This is a genomic window from Actinomadura sp. NPDC048394, assembly GCF_040651755.1.
Classification (GTDB): domain Bacteria; phylum Actinomycetota; class Actinomycetes; order Streptosporangiales; family Streptosporangiaceae; genus Spirillospora; species Spirillospora montaniterrae.
Genome location: NZ_JBEZJL010000016.1, coordinates 101732 through 119026, shown reverse-complemented (window position 1 = coordinate 119026; position 17295 = coordinate 101732). Strand labels below are relative to the sequence as shown.

The window sequence follows — 17295 nt, the reverse complement described above, 5'->3', positions numbered from 1 at the left end:
CTACTAGGCCGCGCTACTAGGCCGCGCTACGAGACGGGCAGGTAGCGGCGGAGGAAGTCCTCCGTGAGCCGCCACGCCCGGTCCGCGGGCTCCGGCTGGTAGAACATCGGCGCCTTCCGGTTGTGGAAGGCATGGCCGCCGTCCTCCTGGACGTGGATCTCCGTCCTGTCCCGTCCCGCGACAGCGCGCTCCACCGCCGCGACGTCCTCCCTCGGGATGTATTCGTCGGACCCGCCGAAGTGGAACTGCAGCGGCGACCGCACCGCGTCCAGCGCTCCGAGCGCACCCGGGACACCGCTGCCGTAGAACGAGACCACGGCGTCCGTCTCGGCCCGTGTGGCGAGCAGATACGCCAGCGTCCCGCCGAAGCAGAAACCGAGCACGCCGACCCGGCCGTCCACCTCGGGCAGGCCCTTGAGCGCCCCTAGCGCGGCCTCCACGTCGTCCTGGCCCTTGTCCCAGTCGAACTGGGACACCATGGACATCCCCTTAGGCAGGGCCTCCTCGGTGTGCTTCGTCGTCCAGTTCGGCGTGATCCGCCAGAACATGTCCGGGGCGGCCACCACGTAGCCCATGGCCGTCAGGTCTCCGGCCACGGCCTCCATGTACTCGCCCACACCGAAGATCTCCTGGATGAGCAGGATCCCCGGCCCGCGCGCGCTTGCGGGCGTCCACACGTGCAGCCGGAACTCGCCGTCCGGCACCTTCACCGTTTCGATTCGGCTCATGTCACCCGATGATCGCGTAAACGGCGCTGGCCTGCGCGACGGTCGCCGTGTCCGTCGCCATGACGACGTCCGCGAACGCCAGCGTCCGGCCCAGTTTGCCCAGCTTCACCGTCACGAGGACGTCCGTCCCCACCACGGGCCGCATGAACGCGGTGTTGAGCTGAACCGTCGTCATGGGCACGAAGCCGCCCTTGGCCCCCGCTACAGCGATGACCACCGCCGTATCAGCGGCCGCCATGAGCGCCTGCCCCGACATGGCGCCGCCCTCCCGCGCCAGCCGCTCCGACCACGGCAACCGCAGCACCGCGGACCCGTCCCCCACCTCCTCTACAACGAGCCCCAACTCCAGCACCCAGGGCGCGAAGTTGTCACGAAGGATCCCGGCAGCGTCCTCAGGCTTCACCGTCACACCGTCATGATGCACGCTGTGGGCATGCACGAGGAGATCTTCCATCCCGCCACCTACGCCACCGGGGTCCCCTACGACGTGTTCAGGAAACTGCGCGCCGAATCCCCGGTCGCCTGGATCCCGGAACCCGCCGTCGGCTCCTGGCCCGCCGGCACCGGCTACTGGGCGGTCTTCTCGCACGCCGACGTGAAACACGTTCTACGCTCCCCCGAGCTGTTCTCGTCCAACCTCGGCGCCACCCAGATCCGCGACCCCGACACGCCCGAGGACCTCGCGTTCGTCCGCGCGATGATGCTCAACCAGGACCCGCCCGACCACTCCCGCCTGCGCCGCATCGTCGCCGCCGCCTTCACCCCCCGCGCAGTCCGCGCCCTGGAGCGGACCATCGACGAACGAGCCCGCGCCCTCATCGCCTCGGCCCTCGGCAAGGAGACCGACTTCGTCGAACTGGCCGCCGACCTGCCCGTATGGACGCTCGCGCACATCATGGGCGTGCCCGACGAAGACCGCCGGCTCCTGTACGACTGGGCGTCCCGCGTCATCGGCTACCAGGACGACGAGTACGCCGGCCTCTCCACCGCGGACGCCGCGTCCATGAGCCCCATGGCCCAGAAGGCCATGCAGTACCGCCCCACCTCGTTCACCCACCCGGACGGCCGCCCCGTCAACCCGCGCTCCTACACCGCCCTGGCGGACATGTTCGCCTACGCCCACGCGCTCGCGGCCGTCAAGAAGGAGAACCCGGGCGGTGACATCATGTCCCGCATGCTCGAGGGCGGTCTCACCGACCACGAGTTCGAGAACATGTTCTTCCTCTTCGCCGTCGCCGGGAACGAGACCCTCCGCAACGGCATCCCCGGCGGCCTGCTCACCCTCCTCGACCACCCGTCCGAACTCGCCCGCCTCCGCGCCGACCCGTCCCTCCTGCCCACCGCCGTCGACGAGATGCTCCGCTACTGGCCGCCCGTCATGGACTTCCGGCGCACCGCCACCCGCGACCTCACCCTCTCCGGCCACGAGATCAAGGCCGGTCAGAAGGTCGTCGTCTACCACGCGTCCGCCAACCGCGACGAGACCGTCTTCCCCGACCCCGACCGCTTCGACGTCTCCCGCACCCCCAACGACCACGTCAGCTTCGGCTTCGGCCCCCACTTCTGCCTCGGCGCCCACCTGGCCCGCACCCAGATGCGCGCCGTCTTCCGCGAACTCCTCCCCCTCCACGTCGAGCGCACCGGCCCCGCCGTCCGCCTCGCGTCCAACTTCCAGAACGGCCTCAAGCACCTCCCGGTCCGCCTCACCTCCGCCCGGTAACCCCGTCGCGAACCCCGCCCCGCTCTCGGTACGCTTGCTGGACGGGTCGCTAGCTCAATTGGCAGAGCTCCGGACTTTTAATCCGTAGGTTGTGGGTTCGAGTCCCACGCGACCCACCACCCCTGACCAGGGCAAACGCGAGAATGCCCGGTATGTCCGCCGCCTGGTTTGCTCCGGTTCGTCCCCAGGTCGGCTCGAGGGCTGCTCGTGGGGCCCGTCCCGGGACCGTCCCGGCCCCGCAGCCTTCCCCCGCCACACATCCAGCCTGGAAGGCAAACCCCGGAGCGTGCACCGCACCATGCTGCGAGCGGGCCTGCGCCGGCCGTCCAGTCAACGGACGATGTGGCACGGGCAGGCAGCGCACACCGCAGGCCACGCCGCTACCTGTGACCAGGCCTAACTGTTCGCCGATACTCCTATATGACTTCGCCTAGGCACGCCTGTGCGCCCATCACGAACGCCGTCGCTGGTGCTCACCGGCGCGCGGCCCGCGCGGCGGCGCCCGCCAGACGGCGTGCGCCGCCGCGCCGAAGAGCCGCTTCAGGCGCGCGAAATCGCCTGGTCTCTGGCCCTCGTTTCGACTGGCAGGGAGGCCTTCCGGTCGCGTGCTCCGGTTTGTCTTGAGCCCTTTCTCCCGGCTTCGGCGCCGGTTTGTGCTTGGCCGGGCAGGGCGGCGAGCGTCGTGCGGTGTCGTTTGGGGGTGGGCTGGTCGGCGTTCAGGATGATGGCGGCGGCGTCTTCGGCCGATTGCTTGGCCAGTTGCGGGAGCAGGCTGGTGTAGGTGTCGGCGGCGATGGTGATCGATGACAGGCGCAGGGTCTCCTGGACGACCTTCATGTCGTATCCGGCGGCGAGCAGGAATGTCGCGGCGCCGTGTCGCAGGTCGTGGAGGCGGATCGGTGGTAGTCCGGCTTCCATGGACAGTTGCTCGAACTGCTCAGTGACGTCGGCGGGGTTGATCGGTTCCCCGGTCGGCGTGGTGAACACGAAGCCGCTTTCCGTCCAGGCGTCGCCGGCGGCGAGGCGTTCGGCGTTCTGCCGGGCCCGGTGAGCGCGCAGTTCCTTGATGGTGGCGGTGTCGAGGCTGATGGTGGCCTCTCCGGCGTCGGTCTTGGGTTTGCCCTGGAAGGTTTCAGGGCCGATCTGGGTGATCTGCCATCGGATCGCTGCGGTTCCGTTGTTCAGGTCGAGGTCGACCCACCGCAGGCCGCAGGATTCGCCCCGGCGCAGGCCTCGGAAGGCGATCAGGTGGTACTGGGCGTAGAGCCGGTGCCCGCGCGCCCGGGCGAGAAATTTCTTGGTGAGTGCCGGAGTCCAGACCATGACCCGTGAGGGTCGTGGAGCGCCGATGTAGGCGTCCAGCCGGTTGATCCTCTCTCCGATCCGCTTGTGCGGTTCCAGCTTGGACATGTGTTTGCGGCGGGCGTTCATCTTCTCGATGTGGGCGGCGAAGTCGTCCTCCCAGGCGGTGATGCGTTCGTCAGTCCACACCAGTGCCTTGGGCGGCTTCCCTGACGGGAGTTCGACCAGGGCGGCGACGTTGACCTCGATGAGGCGTTGCTGGATCGCTTTGTTGAGTGCGGACCGCAGCGTCGCGCGGATGCGTTGCTTGGTCGCCGGGCCGACCACCCGCCGTCCCTTGACCATGGCGCGCAACTTCAGGTCGCCGGATTCGCGCGCTTGAACGATGCGTTCGTTGAGTTCGTCGATCGCTTCGAAGACCGAGTCGACGTGGCCGACGCGGAGCCGGTCGAGCATGATCGGCCCGAGAATGGGTTTGAGGTAGAGGCGGATGTGGCTCGCGTAACTGCGGAGGGTTCCCTCACGCAGGTTCTTGCGTCCGGCCAGCCATTCCTCCAGGTACTCCCCCACGGTGATCGAGCGACCAAGGTCCTGGCCGGTGCGGATCTTCTTACGGACCTGTTCGGGTTCAGGGAGAACTCTGGTCTTTTGGAGTGTGGCCACGATCAGGTCGGCGATCTGGATCTGGACCAGCAGGTCGTCTCCGGCGATGGCCAGTAGTTCCTTGGCTCTGTCCATCTGCTCTTGGGCGGCGTCCTGGGTGGCGAAGCCCGCGCGGCGCAGCGGAGCGCGTCGTGTTCCGGCTGCCGTGGGCGGGAGCTCGAGCTGGTATTTCCAGGAGCCGTGGGTCTTGCTCCAGCGTCCGTCGCTGCGCCTCAGTTTCGGGCAGTTCTTACCGTACTTGTTGCCGTGCTCGTCACGGCAGCCGCAGGTTTTGAAAGTGCTTCCTTTGGCGGTCATTCAGCCTCGTCTCGTGATGTCGGCCGCCCGCCCGGCCGCTCTCCCGGCTGCGGGGTCTCGGCGGGGTCGCTGGTGAGGCCGAGGACGGTGAGCAGGTCGGCGGTGCACACCCGGTAGTTGTGACCGACCCGCAGCACCCGGCACGGAAACCGTCCCGTGCGGACGAGCTGGTAGGCCTTGGTGCGTCCGACCCCGAACACCCGTCCTGCGGTCACCAGGTCGACGGTGGCGGGCAGCGAACGGATCTCCGCCGCGGTCACCCCCTTCACCGCGCACCCCCGCCTGGGCGACGGCGCGTATGCGGTCGTGCGGGATGGCGGGTGGTGTGGTCATGGGTGTCCTCCAGCGGATTGGTGGCGCTCCGGCGGGATCGGCGCGGCGCATCCTGCGGACGCGCCCGCTGGTCCAATCCGGAGCGCCGGTATGCACGCTCGTCTCCGTGTCGGCGGTCAAGCCCCCGCCGCCCAGGCGCGACGGGGTGCTGCACGAGGGTGATCGGCGGGGCGATGAGCTGCGGCCCGTCGGGCGGGGTGGTCAGGTGCCAGGCATCGCCGCATCGGTAGGCGCGCAGCCGGGCACCGGGTGCAGCGACCCGGGCGGCGTGCCGGGCGTCCCGGCGGGTGGCGTAGCGGGCTCGCCCGCATCGCCCGCACATGGTCAGCTGCAGCAAAGACAGCACGCCCAAAACCCGGTCGTGGCTGCGACTGTGGTGGCGAGTGCGGCTCATTGGCGGCCTTCCTTCAGGCCCCCGGTGCGCTGGAGGACCAAGAGGTCTTCGTGGGCGGTGGCGCAGGCGGGGATGCCACGTTCGCGGGCGCGGCGGGTCTCGAGCATCTGGAAGAAGGAGGCGCGGTTGACCAGCGCACCGTTGCGGAGTCCGGCCAGCAGCGCAACGTACCGGCCGGCCAGGGTCAGGCCGTGCCGCTGCGCGGTGTCGATGACCAGCCCCGGCAAGTCGAGCAGTTCACCCTTTACGCGGATGGGGCGGACGGTGACGGCGATGACGCCGCCCGGACGCAGGAGCGTGGCGCTGCCGGCCAGGATGCGCCCGAACCCCTCCAGCAGACCTGGTAGGGGCTGGTGGGCGAGGTTGGCGCGGTCGCTGGAATAGCGGTGGTGGCTCTTGTGGATCTTGCCGCCGCCGTTGTCTCGACCGGAGCGGATGTGCCCGTGGGTGTGGGAGCCGTAGGGCGGTGAGGTCAGGACCAGCGCCGCCTTGCCGCGAAGGTTGCGGTAGATGGTGGCGATGTTGCGGGCGTCGCCGCAGGCGATCTGGGGTGTGCCGGTGGCGCCTTGGACACAGGCGTGGCGCAGGTTATTCAGGGTGAGGTGGACGAAGGCGGGTTCGTACTCGACTCCGGCGGCGTCGCGGCCAAGGTGGATCGCTTCGACCAGGGTGGTGCCGATCCCGCACATCGGATCGATCACCAGGTCGCCGGGCCGGGTGAAGGCGTCGATGACGGTGGCGGCGATGGCCGGCAACATCTTGCCCGGGTGCCGCATCGACTCGGGCGTGTAGCGGCCGTGGCGCTGCAGCCGGGACGGCCGCTGCCCGGTCGCCAGTACCGACGTCAGAAATTCGCGGCGGGAAAGGACATCGTGGTTCATCGGACTCTCCCGCTGGGTGAGCCGTCGGCGGCCGAACTCGCAGGTGCTGGAGGTTTGGTGAACAGCGACACCGTCGCGTGGACTCCGACCGTGGGTGGTAGGGCGCTGGAGCGGGTGTCGCGCAGGTGGGCGAGGTCAGTGGGGCCGGCCTGTACGACCAGGGCGTCGCCCTCGACCGGGACGCGCAGCGCGATGACGTGCTGGGCGTAGCGGAACCCCAGGCTCTGGGCGTGGCGGATGATGCGCGGCGCCGGATCGACCAGGCGCCCCGCGTGGTGGTGGGCGGTGGTGGTGACGGCCAGGACGCCGCCGGGCCGCAGTACCCGCCATGCCGCAGCGAGGAACAGGCCGAGCTGCTGACTGGACAGCATCCACAGCTCGGCCCTGCATGCAGCGCACCCACGCTCGGTGCGGTGTCCACGCGGACGCCCGCCGACCTCGTGCCATGGTGGCGCGGCGATGACCAGGGCGACGTCACCGAGGTTGTCGGCCAGTCCTCTGGCCATCTGGTCGGGTCGGGCGGGGCGCATCTGCACGCGGGTGAGTTGCTGCTGGTCCAGGGTGGCGCGCAGCCGGGTGCCGATGTGCTGGGCGAGTGGGAAGTGCGGGACCAGCGCGATGGCGCGGCGGTCGAGTTGAGCGGCGGCGACCAGGACGGCGTCGCTGGTGGTGAAGCCCTCGGCGACCAGGTCGCCTTCGCGGGTGCAGGTGCTGATCAGGTGCTGGGCCAGCTGACGGCCGACTGCCTGGCGGTGCTGGACGCAGATCCCGGCGGACTCCGGACGGTTGTCGCGCTTCTTGGCTGGTGTGGCCGGCTTCGCGGCGGTGGTGTCCGAGCACAGCCAGACGGTCAGTGGGACCATCCCCCGCTGTTCGGCTCGGCCGCTTTTGCCGGTGGGCGAGTGGTTCGGGTTGGACGGTATGTGGTTCATGTGCTGGGTGACCCGAGACGGCCACCCGATCCCCGTGCACCGATGAAGCACCGTCGAGCGCCCCGGTTTTCACGACCATCCGCACCACCATCCGGCCAAGAAGCGCTGACCAGCTCATGGGCCGGCGTTCTCACCAGCACTGACATCGGGAAGGCGAGAACGCTTATCGGCTGCGGGCTTGATGTGTCTCTCGGATGCGGGAATCGTCCGCTGGGCGTCTCAAGTCTTGATCAAGATGGTGGCCGAGCTCTGAATTCGGGCCCGTTCGGCGGTGCTTCATGGGTGCCAGTCGAGATCGCCGGTGAACGGTGCGGCCCTCGGGCGGACGGCCAGAAGCCCGGTCCCCGCCGCAATCATCCGTCTCACATGTCCCGTCAAGGAGGACACCCGCAGCCTGAGGGCCGCACCGTTCCCTCCGATCGCCCGGCTGGCAGCCGATATCCGTTCCCGACCAGTCCGGAGACGCTGCCATGCGCACCAGCAAGAATCCGAAGCCGATCGCTCACCACCCACGCTGCCGCGCCCGGCCGCGCCGGCCCACCATCCGGTCGGCCATCCCCGCCGGCGACACCGGACAGAGACTCACACCGTCCCGGCGAAGGCTGGTGGCCGCGTCGCTGGTGTGGACGGCTGGGTGTGTGGTGACGGCGCTGCTGGTGCCGGGTGTCGCCGGTGCCAGCACCCATCTCGCGGCGGCGGCGTCGCTGGGTGAGGTGATCACCAATCTGCGGAATGTGATCGTGGGGTTGCTGGTGGGGTTGGCGACGTTGTTCGCCACGATCGGCGGGGTCCGCTACATGCTCGCCGGGGGCGATCCGGGCGAGGTAGAGGCGGCCAAGAAGACGCTGCGGTACGCCGCGATCGGGTACTCGGTCGCGGTACTGGCACCGCTCCTGGTGAAGATGCTGCAAGGCATCGTGGGTGCGCCCGCGTGACCAGCACCGAGCTACCGCCCGGAGGCGCGCGCAGGTCGACGGCGTTCTTCGCCGCGGCGGCACTGCTGACCGTGCTGGTGGCGGGCGCGGTCGTCTGCGCGGGCGCTGGGCCGGCTCTGGGCGCCGCCGACCCGGTACCGCGACCGACAGGAAACCCGTCTCCAAACGCACCGACTACTCCGGCACCCCAGCCTCCAGCGCCTGCCGCCTCTCCGAGCACGCCCGCGGCGCCCTCGTCTTCGCCGCCGCCAGCTCCTGCCGGCCAGGCGCCTTCCCCGGCACCGGGTCTGTCACCCGCTCCGGCGTCGCCAGCCGGCCAGGACCCGGCCGACGGCGGCGGCGAGGGCGGGTCGGGGTGTGGGTTCATGGACATGGGGTGCATGGCCAAGCAGGCGGTGAACGGCTGGTTCGCCGATCTGGTGACCAGTACGGCCAAGCCGATCTTCCATCTGCTGAGCCAGACCGTGCTGGGCACCCCGCCGGTGAACTCGGCGGACATGGCGCGGGCCCGGGACCTGTGGGGCGTGTCCCAGACGATCGCCAACACCTGCTACGTGCTGCTGATCACCGTCGGCGGGGCGCTGCTGATGGCCGGGCACTCCCTGCCCGGCGGGGAGTTGACGCCCGGGCAGTTGGTGGCGCGGCTGCTGGGCGCGTTCGCGGCCTCCAACCTCAGCCTCATCCTGATCGGATATGCGATCACCTTCGCCAACGGACTGTCGGGGGCGTTCCTCGATGCCGGGGCGGAGGCGATCGATCCGAGCCGGGTCGCCAAGTCGATCGCCGCCTACCTGGTCGCCAGCCTGGTCCCCAATCAGCCGTTCACGATCTTCATCGGGCTGGGTGTGGTGGTGCTGGCGCTGTGCGTGGCGTTCATCTACATCATCAGGATCGCGCTGACGATGGTGTTGATCGCGGCGGCGCCGGTGGCGTTGATGTTCCACGCCCTGCCGATCACCGACGGGCTGGCCCGAATGTGGTGGCGCAGCATCAGCGGCGTGCTGGCCATCGGGGTGTGCCAGGCGCTGATCCTGGCGACCGCATTCCGGCTGCTGTTCTCCGACATCCACCACCCCGGCGGTGACTCCGGTAACCATTTCCCGGGGATCGCGTCGGGGACCGGGAGCGATCTGCTGCTGGCGCTGTGCCTGCTGTGGATCATGGTCCGCGTCCCGTCCTGGGTGGCCCGCACCATCTGGCGCGCCGCCCAGCCCAGCGCCCTGACCGGCCTGGTCAAAAGCCTCATCCTCTACCGCGGCCTCGGCGCCCTGACGCGCCGCCGCGTCCCCGCCCCACGCAACTTCTGGAACCCGCCCCCGCCCCCGCCCGCTCCGCCACCGCCTCGGCGGTACTTCCAGCAGCCGCCGGGGCTGCCCGTCCCGTCCCGCCCCGCCCTCGAAGCGCCCAACGCCCCACGCACCCCACCGGAGTTGCCCGGCCCTTCCGATCCACCGCCCGCGCTGCCCGCAGGTGCGATCCCGATGCCTTCTGGAGCGATCCCCATGCCGCCAGGCCCACCACCAGAACCCGGCCACGATGGGCAACGAGCCCGGCACCCGATGCAGCTCACACTCCCCATCCCCGCCGGCAAGACCGCTGGCGGAAAGGCCACAGGGCGTCGGCCGACGCAGCTGGCGTTGCCGATCCCGGCGAACCGCGTACCCCGACCGCCCGCGCCGGACGGTGCAGCGATTGCGAGTGGGCGGGCGCGGGTGCGGTCGCGGCAGCTGATGCTGCCCGGCATGCCCAAACGGCCCGTCCCGCGCCGGCAGCTGACCCTGTGGACCGACCCGCCCAAGAACCGGACCCGGAGAGGCCGATGAGCAGCCGCCGCCAGCACGCCGAGGCGCCGATGAGCGTGAAGATCCCCGCCGACGTCGACCAGCCCGACAAGATCCTCTACGGCCTCACCGCCCGGCAAATCGCGATCTTGGGCGGCACCGCCGCCGGCTGCCTGTGGATGCTGCTCACCTTCCGGCCGCTTGTGCCTTTCCCGGTGCTCGCCGCGGTGCTGGTGCCGATCGCGGCGGCCGGGATCGTGCTGGCGGTCGCCCGCCACGACGGCATGAACCTCGACCGCTACACCCTCGCCGCCCTCCGCCACCTGCGCGCCTCCAAACAACGCGTCACCACCGGTGAGCCGGTGCAGGCGCCGCCGGTCTGGTGCCGGATGCGCGGGCGGCTGCCCGAGCCGTTGCGGCTCCCGGTCCGCGCAGTCCGCCAGGACGGGGCGCTGGAGTTGGCCGGGGGCGGTGTCGCCATCATCGTCCGCGCCGGCACCCTGTCCTTCGGGCTGCGGACGGCCGGTGAGCAGGCGGGGCTGGTGGCGGTGTTCGGCCGGTGGCTCAACTCCCTGGACGCCCCCGTGCAGATCCTGGTCCAGGCCCGCCCGGTCGACCTGACCGGACTGGCCGACCACATCACCCGGCACGCCCCCGCGCTGCCCGACCCGGAACTGGAACAGGCCGCCTGCGCGCACGCCGCATTCCTCACCGACCTCGGGATCGAACACGACCTGCTCATCCGGCAGGTCCTCATCGTCATCACCGGCCACATCCACGCCTCGACCCCCGCCTCGGTCCTGCCGTGGCGGCGGCACGAACGGCGCCGGGTGGGGCGCGACTCAGCCGCCGCGGTCGCCCTGCGCCGAGCCACCGAAGCCGTGCAGAGCCTGGCCGCGCTCGCCGTTCCGGCCGAGGTCCTGGACGCCGACAACGCCACCGCCGTCCTCGCCGAGTCGCTATCCCCAGGCGAACCCCCACTTGTGGACAACCTCGCACCAGACGACGTGATCACCCACCGGGAGGAAGGCTGATGCGATCTCCACTCGGCGCGCTCGCCCGCATGCTCGGCTTCGCCGCCCACACTCCCGCCGATGGCGTCACAGAAGACGGCCACGAAGAGAGCCCGGACCTGCTGCGACTGGGGCCGTCGGCGCTACGCGTCAACGCCCGATCGCTGGAGCTGCCAGGCGGGGCGTGCTCCTCATTCGCCATCACCGGATACCCGCGCGAGGTCGGAGCGGGCTGGCTGGAGCCGCTGCTGACCTACCCAGGGCGCCTGGACGTGTCCCTGCACATCGACCCGATCCCGCCGCTGATCGCCGCGCAGCGGCTCCGCCGCCAACTCGCCCGCCTGGAATCGGCATCACGCGCCAACGCGCAGCACGGCCGACTGGCCGACTTCGCCGCCGAAGCCGCAGCCGACGACGCCGCCGAACTCGCCGCCTCCCTCGCCCGCGGCCACGGCCGCCTCTTCCGCGCCGGCCTGTACCTCACCGTCCACGCCCCCGACGCGGATGTGCTGGAAGGCGAAGTACAGCGGGTGCGGGCGCTGGCCGCCTCCCTGCTCCTGGATGCCCAGCCCACCACCTTCCGCGCCCTGCAAGGCTGGACTTCCTCCCTGCCGCTCGCCTCCGATTCGATCGGGACGCGGCGGGTGTTCGACACCGCCGCGCTCGCCGCGTCCTTCCCCTTCACCTCACCGGATCTGCAGCCGGTGCTGGGTGACACGCCGGTGCTGTACGGGTTGAACGCCTACTCGGCCGGGGTGGTCGTGTGGGACCGGTTCGCCCAGGACAACTACAACTCCGTCACGCTCGCTCGCTCCGGCGCCGGCAAGTCTTACTTCACCAAACTCGAAACCCTCCGCCTGCTCTACCAAGACGTCCACGTCGCCGTCATCGACCCCGAAGACGAATACCAGCGGCTGTGCGACCACGTCGCCGGAACCCACATCCCTCTCGGCGCACCCGGCACCTGTTTCAACCCCTTCGACCTCGCGCAAGGGCAGGGCGAGGACACCCTCATCCGGCGGGCACTGTTCCTGCAGACCCTCATCGGCACGATGCTCGGCGAACCACGCACACCCGCGGCGCGGGCAGTACTGGACCGCGCCGTGCTGGCCGCCTACCGGGCCCGCGGCATCAACTCCGACCCACGCACTTGGGCGCGCCCCGCCCCAGTCCTCGCCGACCTCACCAAACAACTCGACAGCATCGCCCAGTCCGAGGCCACCGAGGCGGACACCGCGGCCGACCTGTCGGCGCGGCTCGCCCCTTACACCACCGGCTCTTACCGGAGCCTGTTCGCCGGACCGACCACCACCCGACCCACCGGACACCTCGTCGTCTACTCACTGCGCGACCTACCCGACGAGGTCCGCACCGTCGGAATGCTCCTCGCCTTGGATGCGATCTGGCGGACCGTCGCCAACCCCGATGACCGGCGACGCCGCCTGGTCGTGGTCGACGAAGCCTGGACACTCATGCGCGAAGACGAGGGCGCCCGGTTCCTCTACCGGCTCGCCAAGTCCGCCCGCAAACACTGGGCCGGACTCGCCGTCGTCACCCAGGACGCCGGCGACCTGCTCTCCACCGACCTCGGACGGTCGGTGATCGCCAACTCCGCAACCCAGATACTGCTCCGCCAAGCACCCCAGGCCATCGACCACATCACCGACGCCTTCGACCTCACCGACGGGGAGAAGGCCCTGCTACTAACCGCCGACAGGGGCCAGGGACTGCTCTGCGGCACCGGTGCCGGTTCCGACCGTGCCGCCTTCAGCGCCATCGCCAGCCCGCACGAGCACCGGCTGGTGACCACCGACCCCGCCGAACTCGCCACCCACACCCAAGATCACGACACCGCCGACAGGGAGAACGACCCGCGATGAACCCCATGGCCTCCATCGGCGACACCACCGGGACAGGTCTGTACGGGCTCCTCTCCGACCTCGGGCACGCCCCGTGCCGGCTCTTCGACCTGGCCACCGGATACGGACCTGCCCTTGCGGCAGGGATAGTGGGCGCCGCCGCCGGCTGGACGGCCTTCGGCTGGGTGCTGTGGGACTGGCGCAACCACCGCCTCGAGCCCGGCGCCCGGGTGATCGAGGTGGCGGTGCCGCCGAAGGTGGAGCCGGCCAGCGCCGCCGCGTGGTGGGCCCGCCTCATCGGCCTCACCTATCCCCGCTGGAAGCGCCTCGTCTTCGGGCAGCCGCACCTGGCGTTCGAGTACCTCGCCGACCACAACGGCGTCCGCTTCCACATCTGGGTCCCCGGCACCATCCCACCCGGAATAGTCGAGAAGACCATCCGGGCGTCCTGGCCCGGCGCCACCCTCACCACCCACCCCGCAACCCCACCACTCCCGTCCGACCCGGAGTACAAGACGGCCGGCGGACGGCTGGTACTGGCCCGACCCGAGCACTACCCGCTCGCCAGCGACCACGACGCCGACCCGCTGCGAGGACTGCTCGGCGCCGCGTCCGGGCTCGCCGAAGGGGAACACCTCGCCGTGCAGATCCTCGCCCGCCCCGCCACCGGCCGCCGCCTCGGACGCGCTCACCGGGCCGCGTCCGTGCTGCGCGGGGGCCGGTCCACCGCACCCCAGCACCACCTGTTCGACCTGCTCACCCCCGCAATGTCCGGCCACCCCAACCCCACCGAACTCACCCGCCAGCACCCCGAACACACCGAGCAAGTCCGCGCCATCCTCCGCAAAGCCGCCCAACCCCGCTTCGAGGTCCAGATCCACTACGGCGTCGCCAGCCGCCACCACACCCAAGTCCAGGCCGGATGGCTGCGCGCGCACGCCCACGAGACCGCATCCACGTTCGCCCTGTTCACCTCCGGCCACCAATACCTGGACCGCCGCCGACTCCACCGCCCCGCCGCACGGCTCGCCGAACGCCGGCTGCACCGCGGCTACCTGCTGTCGGTCGACGAGCTCGCAGCGATCGCGCACCTGCCCTACGACCTGGCCGCACCCGGCGTCACCCGCGCCGGCGCCCGCCCCGTCGCCCCCTCACCCGCCATCCCCACCGGCGGAACCGACGTCCGGATCCTGGGCGACTCCGACGCCGGCGCACCCCGACCGGTCGGGTTGACGGTCGCCGGCGCACGCCAGCACCTGCACGTCCTCGGCCAGACCGGCGTCGGCAAATCCACCTTCCTGGCCAACCTCATCCTCTCCGACGCCACCGCCGGACGCGGCGCCCTGGTCATCGACCCCAAAGGCGACCTGATCGCCGACATCCTCCACCGCCTCCCCGAACGCGCCATCGGCCAGACGGTGCTGTTCGACCCAGCCGCACCCGGCCGGCCACCATCGCTGAACGTCCTCGCCGGACACGACCCGGCGTTCGCGGCCGAGTCGGTCGTCACCACCTTCCGCCGCTGCTTCACCTCCGCCTGGGGCCCACGCCTGGACGACCTGCTCCGCTCCGCCTGCCTCACCCTCACCCGCGTCAACGGCACCCGCGCCACCCTCGGCGACGTCCCGAACCTCCTGACCGACACCCCGTATCGGGCCCGCGTCACCGCACGCCTCACCGACGAACTCCTGCGCGGCTTCTGGGCGGCCTACGACGAACTCACCCCCGCCGCCCGCGCCTCCATGATCAGCCCGGTCATGAACAAACTCCGCGCCGTCCTGCTCCGCCCCTTCGTCCGCGACACCCTGTCCGGCGGCGCCTCCACCGTCGACCTCGCCGGCACCCTCGCCACCGGCGGCCTCATCCTCGCCCGCCTGCCCAAGGGGGTGCTCGGTGAGGACGCGGTACGGCTGTTCGGATCACTGCTACTCGCCCACACCTGGCAGGCCATCACCCCCCGCGCCACCCAAACCGAACATGACCGCCCGGACGCCGCCGCCTACATCGACGAAGCCCACAACTTCCTCAACCTGCCCGGCTCGATCAGCGACATCCTCGCCGAAGCCCGCGCCTACCGCTTCAGCCTCACCCTCGCCCACCAACACCTCTCCCAGCTCCCCAAAGACCTCCGCGAAGCCATCTCCGCCGACGCCCGAAACAAGATCTACTTCGCCGCCTCACCCGAAGACGCCACCGACCTCGCCCGCCACACCGCACCCCTGCTGTCCCCGCACGACCTGTCCCACCTGGGCGCCTACCAAGCCGCAGCCCGCCTCATGGACGGCAACACCGCCACACCACCCTTCACCTTCCGCACCCGCCCACTCCCCGACCCCATCCCCGGACGAGCAACCGCAGTCCGCAACGCATCACGCGAACGGTTCGCGCCTCAACGTCTCGCACGGTCGATTCCCGAGGTCGGTCTTCGGGACCTGGACGCCCAGTCACCCGCACCCTCCAAGCCCGGTACCGAGCCTGACGAATCCGCCGCGTTGACCAGCGATGCGGTGACGCCCGAAGTAGAGGAGCGGCGATGACTCGGCGGCACACGACCGATACTCGGCTGCGCGGATCACAGGCCCGCGCGCCGCGCCTGTCCGCCGACGTGATCGCGGACCTGGTCTATCGACTGACCGTCCGCGACCGGGATCTACTCGCGCTGGTTTGGGAACACCGCGTCCTGACCACCGGGCAACTCACCCGGCTGTTCTTTCCCACCCCGGAGCGGGCCCGGCAACGACTCAACCATCTGCACCGTCATCACGCTCTCTTACGGTTCCGTCCGTGGACGCCCGTCGGCTCCAAACCGTGGCACTGGGTCCTCGGCCCGGCCGGCGCGCACGTCCTGGCCGTCGAGCAGGGCCGGAGCATCACCGAGTTCGGCTACCGGCAGGACACCGCCACGGCGATCGCAGTCTCGCCCCGGCTCGCGCACCAGGTCGGCGTGAACGAGTTCTTCGTCGCTCTGCACGTTTGCGCCCGACGCCAAGGCGGCGCCGTGGAGCAGTGGTGGCCGGAGTATCGCTGTGCGGCTCTGTGGGGTGATCTCGCCCACCCGGACGCCTTCGGCCGCTGGACAAAGCGCCGTCCCGACGGCTCATCCAGCACGCTCGACTTCTTCCTCGAACATGACACCGGCACCGAAACCCTCGCCCGCGTCATCGCAAAACTCGGCGGCTATGCCGACCTCGCCGAAGCAACCGGCACCACTACCCCCGTCCTGTTCTGGCTGCCGTCCGCCAAGCGAGAAGCCAACCTGCGCCGCCTCCTCGGCACCCCCGAGATACCGGTCGCCACCGCCGTCCACACACCCGCCACCTCACCCGACGGCCCGGCCGGACCCGTCTGGCAGCCCGCCGGCGCCACCGGACCCCGCCACAGCCTCAGCGACCTCGCGCAGCTCTGGGCGACCATGCCCCGGCACGATCACGACCGAGAGAACGCAGATGATTCGGTGGACCCCTGATGCCGCTCGTCATCGGAGCGGTCGTCGGCGTCGTGGCACTGATGGCCGTGCTCGTCGCGGTGATCAGCGCCATCATGCCCGGCTCTACCGGGGAGGCCGCCTGCCAGCCCGCGGCAAGTAGGTCCAGTACCGAGATCCCGCCTGCGTATCTGGCGCTCTACCGAAAGGCCGGAGTCGAGTACGGGATCGCGTGGAACGTGCTGGCCGCTGTCGGGAAGATCGAGTCCGACCACGGGCGCGGCCCCGGCTCGGGCATCCGAGCCGGCACCAACTCCGCCGGCGCCGCCGGCCCTATGCAATTCCTCGCCGCAACCTGGAAGGCGTTCGGCGTCGACGGAGACCATGACGGGCACAAGAACATCTACGATCCCGCCGATGCGATCCCCGCCGCTGCCCGCTACCTCAAACACAACGGCGCACCACGCAAGGTCCGCACTGCCCTCTTCCAATACAACCACTCCGGCCAATACGTCGACCTCGTCCTGCGCCAAGCCCGCGCCTACGCAGCGTCCGAAGGCGACTCAGCAGACGGCGACTGCACCGACACCGGGGCCTTCGCCACCGTGCCTCCGGGGAAAGCGGTCGCCGCCGCGCTCGCGTTCGCCCGCGCGCAACTCGGCAGACCCTACGTCTGGGGCGCCGAAGGACCCCACTCCTTCGACTGCTCCGGCCTGGTCTATGCCGCCTACAAGGCCGCCGGAGTCTCGATCCCGCGCGTCACCGGAGACCAATGGCGCCAAGGCCACCACATCACCCAAGGCCGCGAGCAGCCCGGTGACTTGGTGTTCTTCAACTCCGGGCCCGGCACCTCCACCACCAACCCCGGACACGTCGGCCTGGTCATCGGCGGCGGAAAGATGATCGCCGCGCCCCACACCGGCACCGTCGTGCAGATCCAGTCCTACGCCCGGCCCAGCCTCCTCGGCTTCACCCGACCCGCGGCGGCCCGCGCATGAGCGGACAGAACCCGCGGAACGGCCGGCTCCACCGA

14 protein-coding genes and 1 tRNA gene are annotated in these 17295 nt (G+C 70.4%); 9 read left to right on the top strand and 6 right to left on the bottom strand.

All coding sequences use genetic code 11. The annotated features are described in order from the left end of the window. Window positions 1-26 precede the first annotated feature (26 nt). Window positions 27-728, bottom strand: coding sequence for a dienelactone hydrolase family protein (locus tag AB0C78_RS13840; RefSeq protein WP_360746666.1), 702 nt, complete (start codon window positions 726-728; stop codon window positions 27-29). Between the two features lies 1 nt (window position 729). Next, the gene (locus AB0C78_RS13835; protein WP_360746663.1) at window positions 730-1182 is read right to left on the bottom strand and encodes a PaaI family thioesterase; all 453 of its coding nucleotides are present in this window, start codon (window positions 1180-1182) and stop codon (window positions 730-732) included. Between AB0C78_RS13835 and AB0C78_RS13830 the strand changes: the two genes are divergently transcribed. Then, window positions 1162-2448: a cytochrome P450 gene (locus AB0C78_RS13830; protein ID WP_360746660.1), complete on the top strand. Its 1287-nt coding sequence runs from the start codon at window positions 1162-1164 to the stop codon at window positions 2446-2448. The genes AB0C78_RS13835 and AB0C78_RS13830 overlap by 21 nt on opposite strands. A gap of 43 nt (window positions 2449-2491) precedes the next feature. After that, window positions 2492-2567: transfer RNA gene (locus AB0C78_RS13825), tRNA-Lys, on the top strand. Between the two features lie 421 nt (window positions 2568-2988). Here the strand turns inward: AB0C78_RS13825 and AB0C78_RS13820 are convergent. From AB0C78_RS13820 to AB0C78_RS13805, 4 genes are all read right to left on the bottom strand, one after another. Beyond that, window positions 2989-4710 carry a tyrosine-type recombinase/integrase gene (locus AB0C78_RS13820; RefSeq protein WP_360746657.1) on the bottom strand — a complete coding sequence of 574 codons (1722 nt, stop codon included), beginning with the start codon at window positions 4708-4710 and terminating at the stop codon, window positions 2989-2991. Further along, a complete protein-coding gene (locus tag AB0C78_RS13815) occupies window positions 4707-4979 on the bottom strand; it encodes a DNA-binding protein (RefSeq protein ID WP_360746654.1) in 273 nt (90 codons plus the stop codon). The genes AB0C78_RS13820 and AB0C78_RS13815 overlap by 4 nt, the downstream gene beginning before the upstream one ends. A gap of 454 nt (window positions 4980-5433) precedes the next feature. Continuing rightward, window positions 5434-6318 (bottom strand): DNA methyltransferase, encoded by an 885-nt coding sequence (locus AB0C78_RS13810; RefSeq protein ID WP_360746652.1) that lies wholly within the window; start codon window positions 6316-6318, stop codon window positions 5434-5436. Beyond that, window positions 6315-7181, bottom strand: coding sequence for a hypothetical protein (locus AB0C78_RS13805; RefSeq protein ID WP_360746649.1), 867 nt, complete (start codon window positions 7179-7181; stop codon window positions 6315-6317). Before AB0C78_RS13805 ends, AB0C78_RS13810 begins: the two co-directional genes overlap by 4 nt. Before the next feature lie 539 nt (window positions 7182-7720). On the opposite strand from AB0C78_RS13805, the gene AB0C78_RS13800 reads away from it, so the two are divergent. From AB0C78_RS13800 to AB0C78_RS13770, 7 genes are all read left to right on the top strand, one after another. Then, window positions 7721-8185 (top strand): pilin, encoded by a 465-nt coding sequence (locus AB0C78_RS13800; protein WP_360746646.1) that lies wholly within the window; start codon window positions 7721-7723, stop codon window positions 8183-8185. Window positions 8186-8550: 365 nt separating this feature from the next. Next, window positions 8551-10008 (top strand): hypothetical protein, encoded by a 1458-nt coding sequence (locus AB0C78_RS13795; protein WP_360746643.1) that lies wholly within the window; start codon window positions 8551-8553, stop codon window positions 10006-10008. Next, window positions 10005-11000 (top strand): PrgI family protein, encoded by a 996-nt coding sequence (locus tag AB0C78_RS13790; RefSeq protein WP_360746640.1) that lies wholly within the window; start codon window positions 10005-10007, stop codon window positions 10998-11000. The genes AB0C78_RS13795 and AB0C78_RS13790 overlap by 4 nt, the downstream gene beginning before the upstream one ends. Continuing rightward, the gene (locus AB0C78_RS13785; protein WP_360746637.1) at window positions 11000-12859 is read left to right on the top strand and encodes an ATP-binding protein; all 1860 of its coding nucleotides are present in this window, start codon (window positions 11000-11002) and stop codon (window positions 12857-12859) included. The genes AB0C78_RS13790 and AB0C78_RS13785 overlap by 1 nt, the downstream gene beginning before the upstream one ends. Further along, entirely contained in the window at window positions 12856-15375 is a 2520-nt protein-coding gene (locus AB0C78_RS13780) for a DUF87 domain-containing protein (RefSeq protein ID WP_360746634.1), read from the top strand. The genes AB0C78_RS13785 and AB0C78_RS13780 overlap by 4 nt, the downstream gene beginning before the upstream one ends. Then, a complete protein-coding gene (locus tag AB0C78_RS13775; RefSeq protein ID WP_360746631.1) occupies window positions 15372-16304 on the top strand; it encodes a replication-relaxation family protein in 933 nt (310 codons plus the stop codon). Before AB0C78_RS13780 ends, AB0C78_RS13775 begins: the two co-directional genes overlap by 4 nt. Further along, complete coding sequence (locus tag AB0C78_RS13770; RefSeq protein ID WP_360746628.1) at window positions 16304-17260, top strand: bifunctional lytic transglycosylase/C40 family peptidase; 957 nt, start codon at window positions 16304-16306, stop codon at window positions 17258-17260. The genes AB0C78_RS13775 and AB0C78_RS13770 overlap by 1 nt, the downstream gene beginning before the upstream one ends. The last annotated feature ends 35 nt before the right edge of the window (window positions 17261-17295 follow it).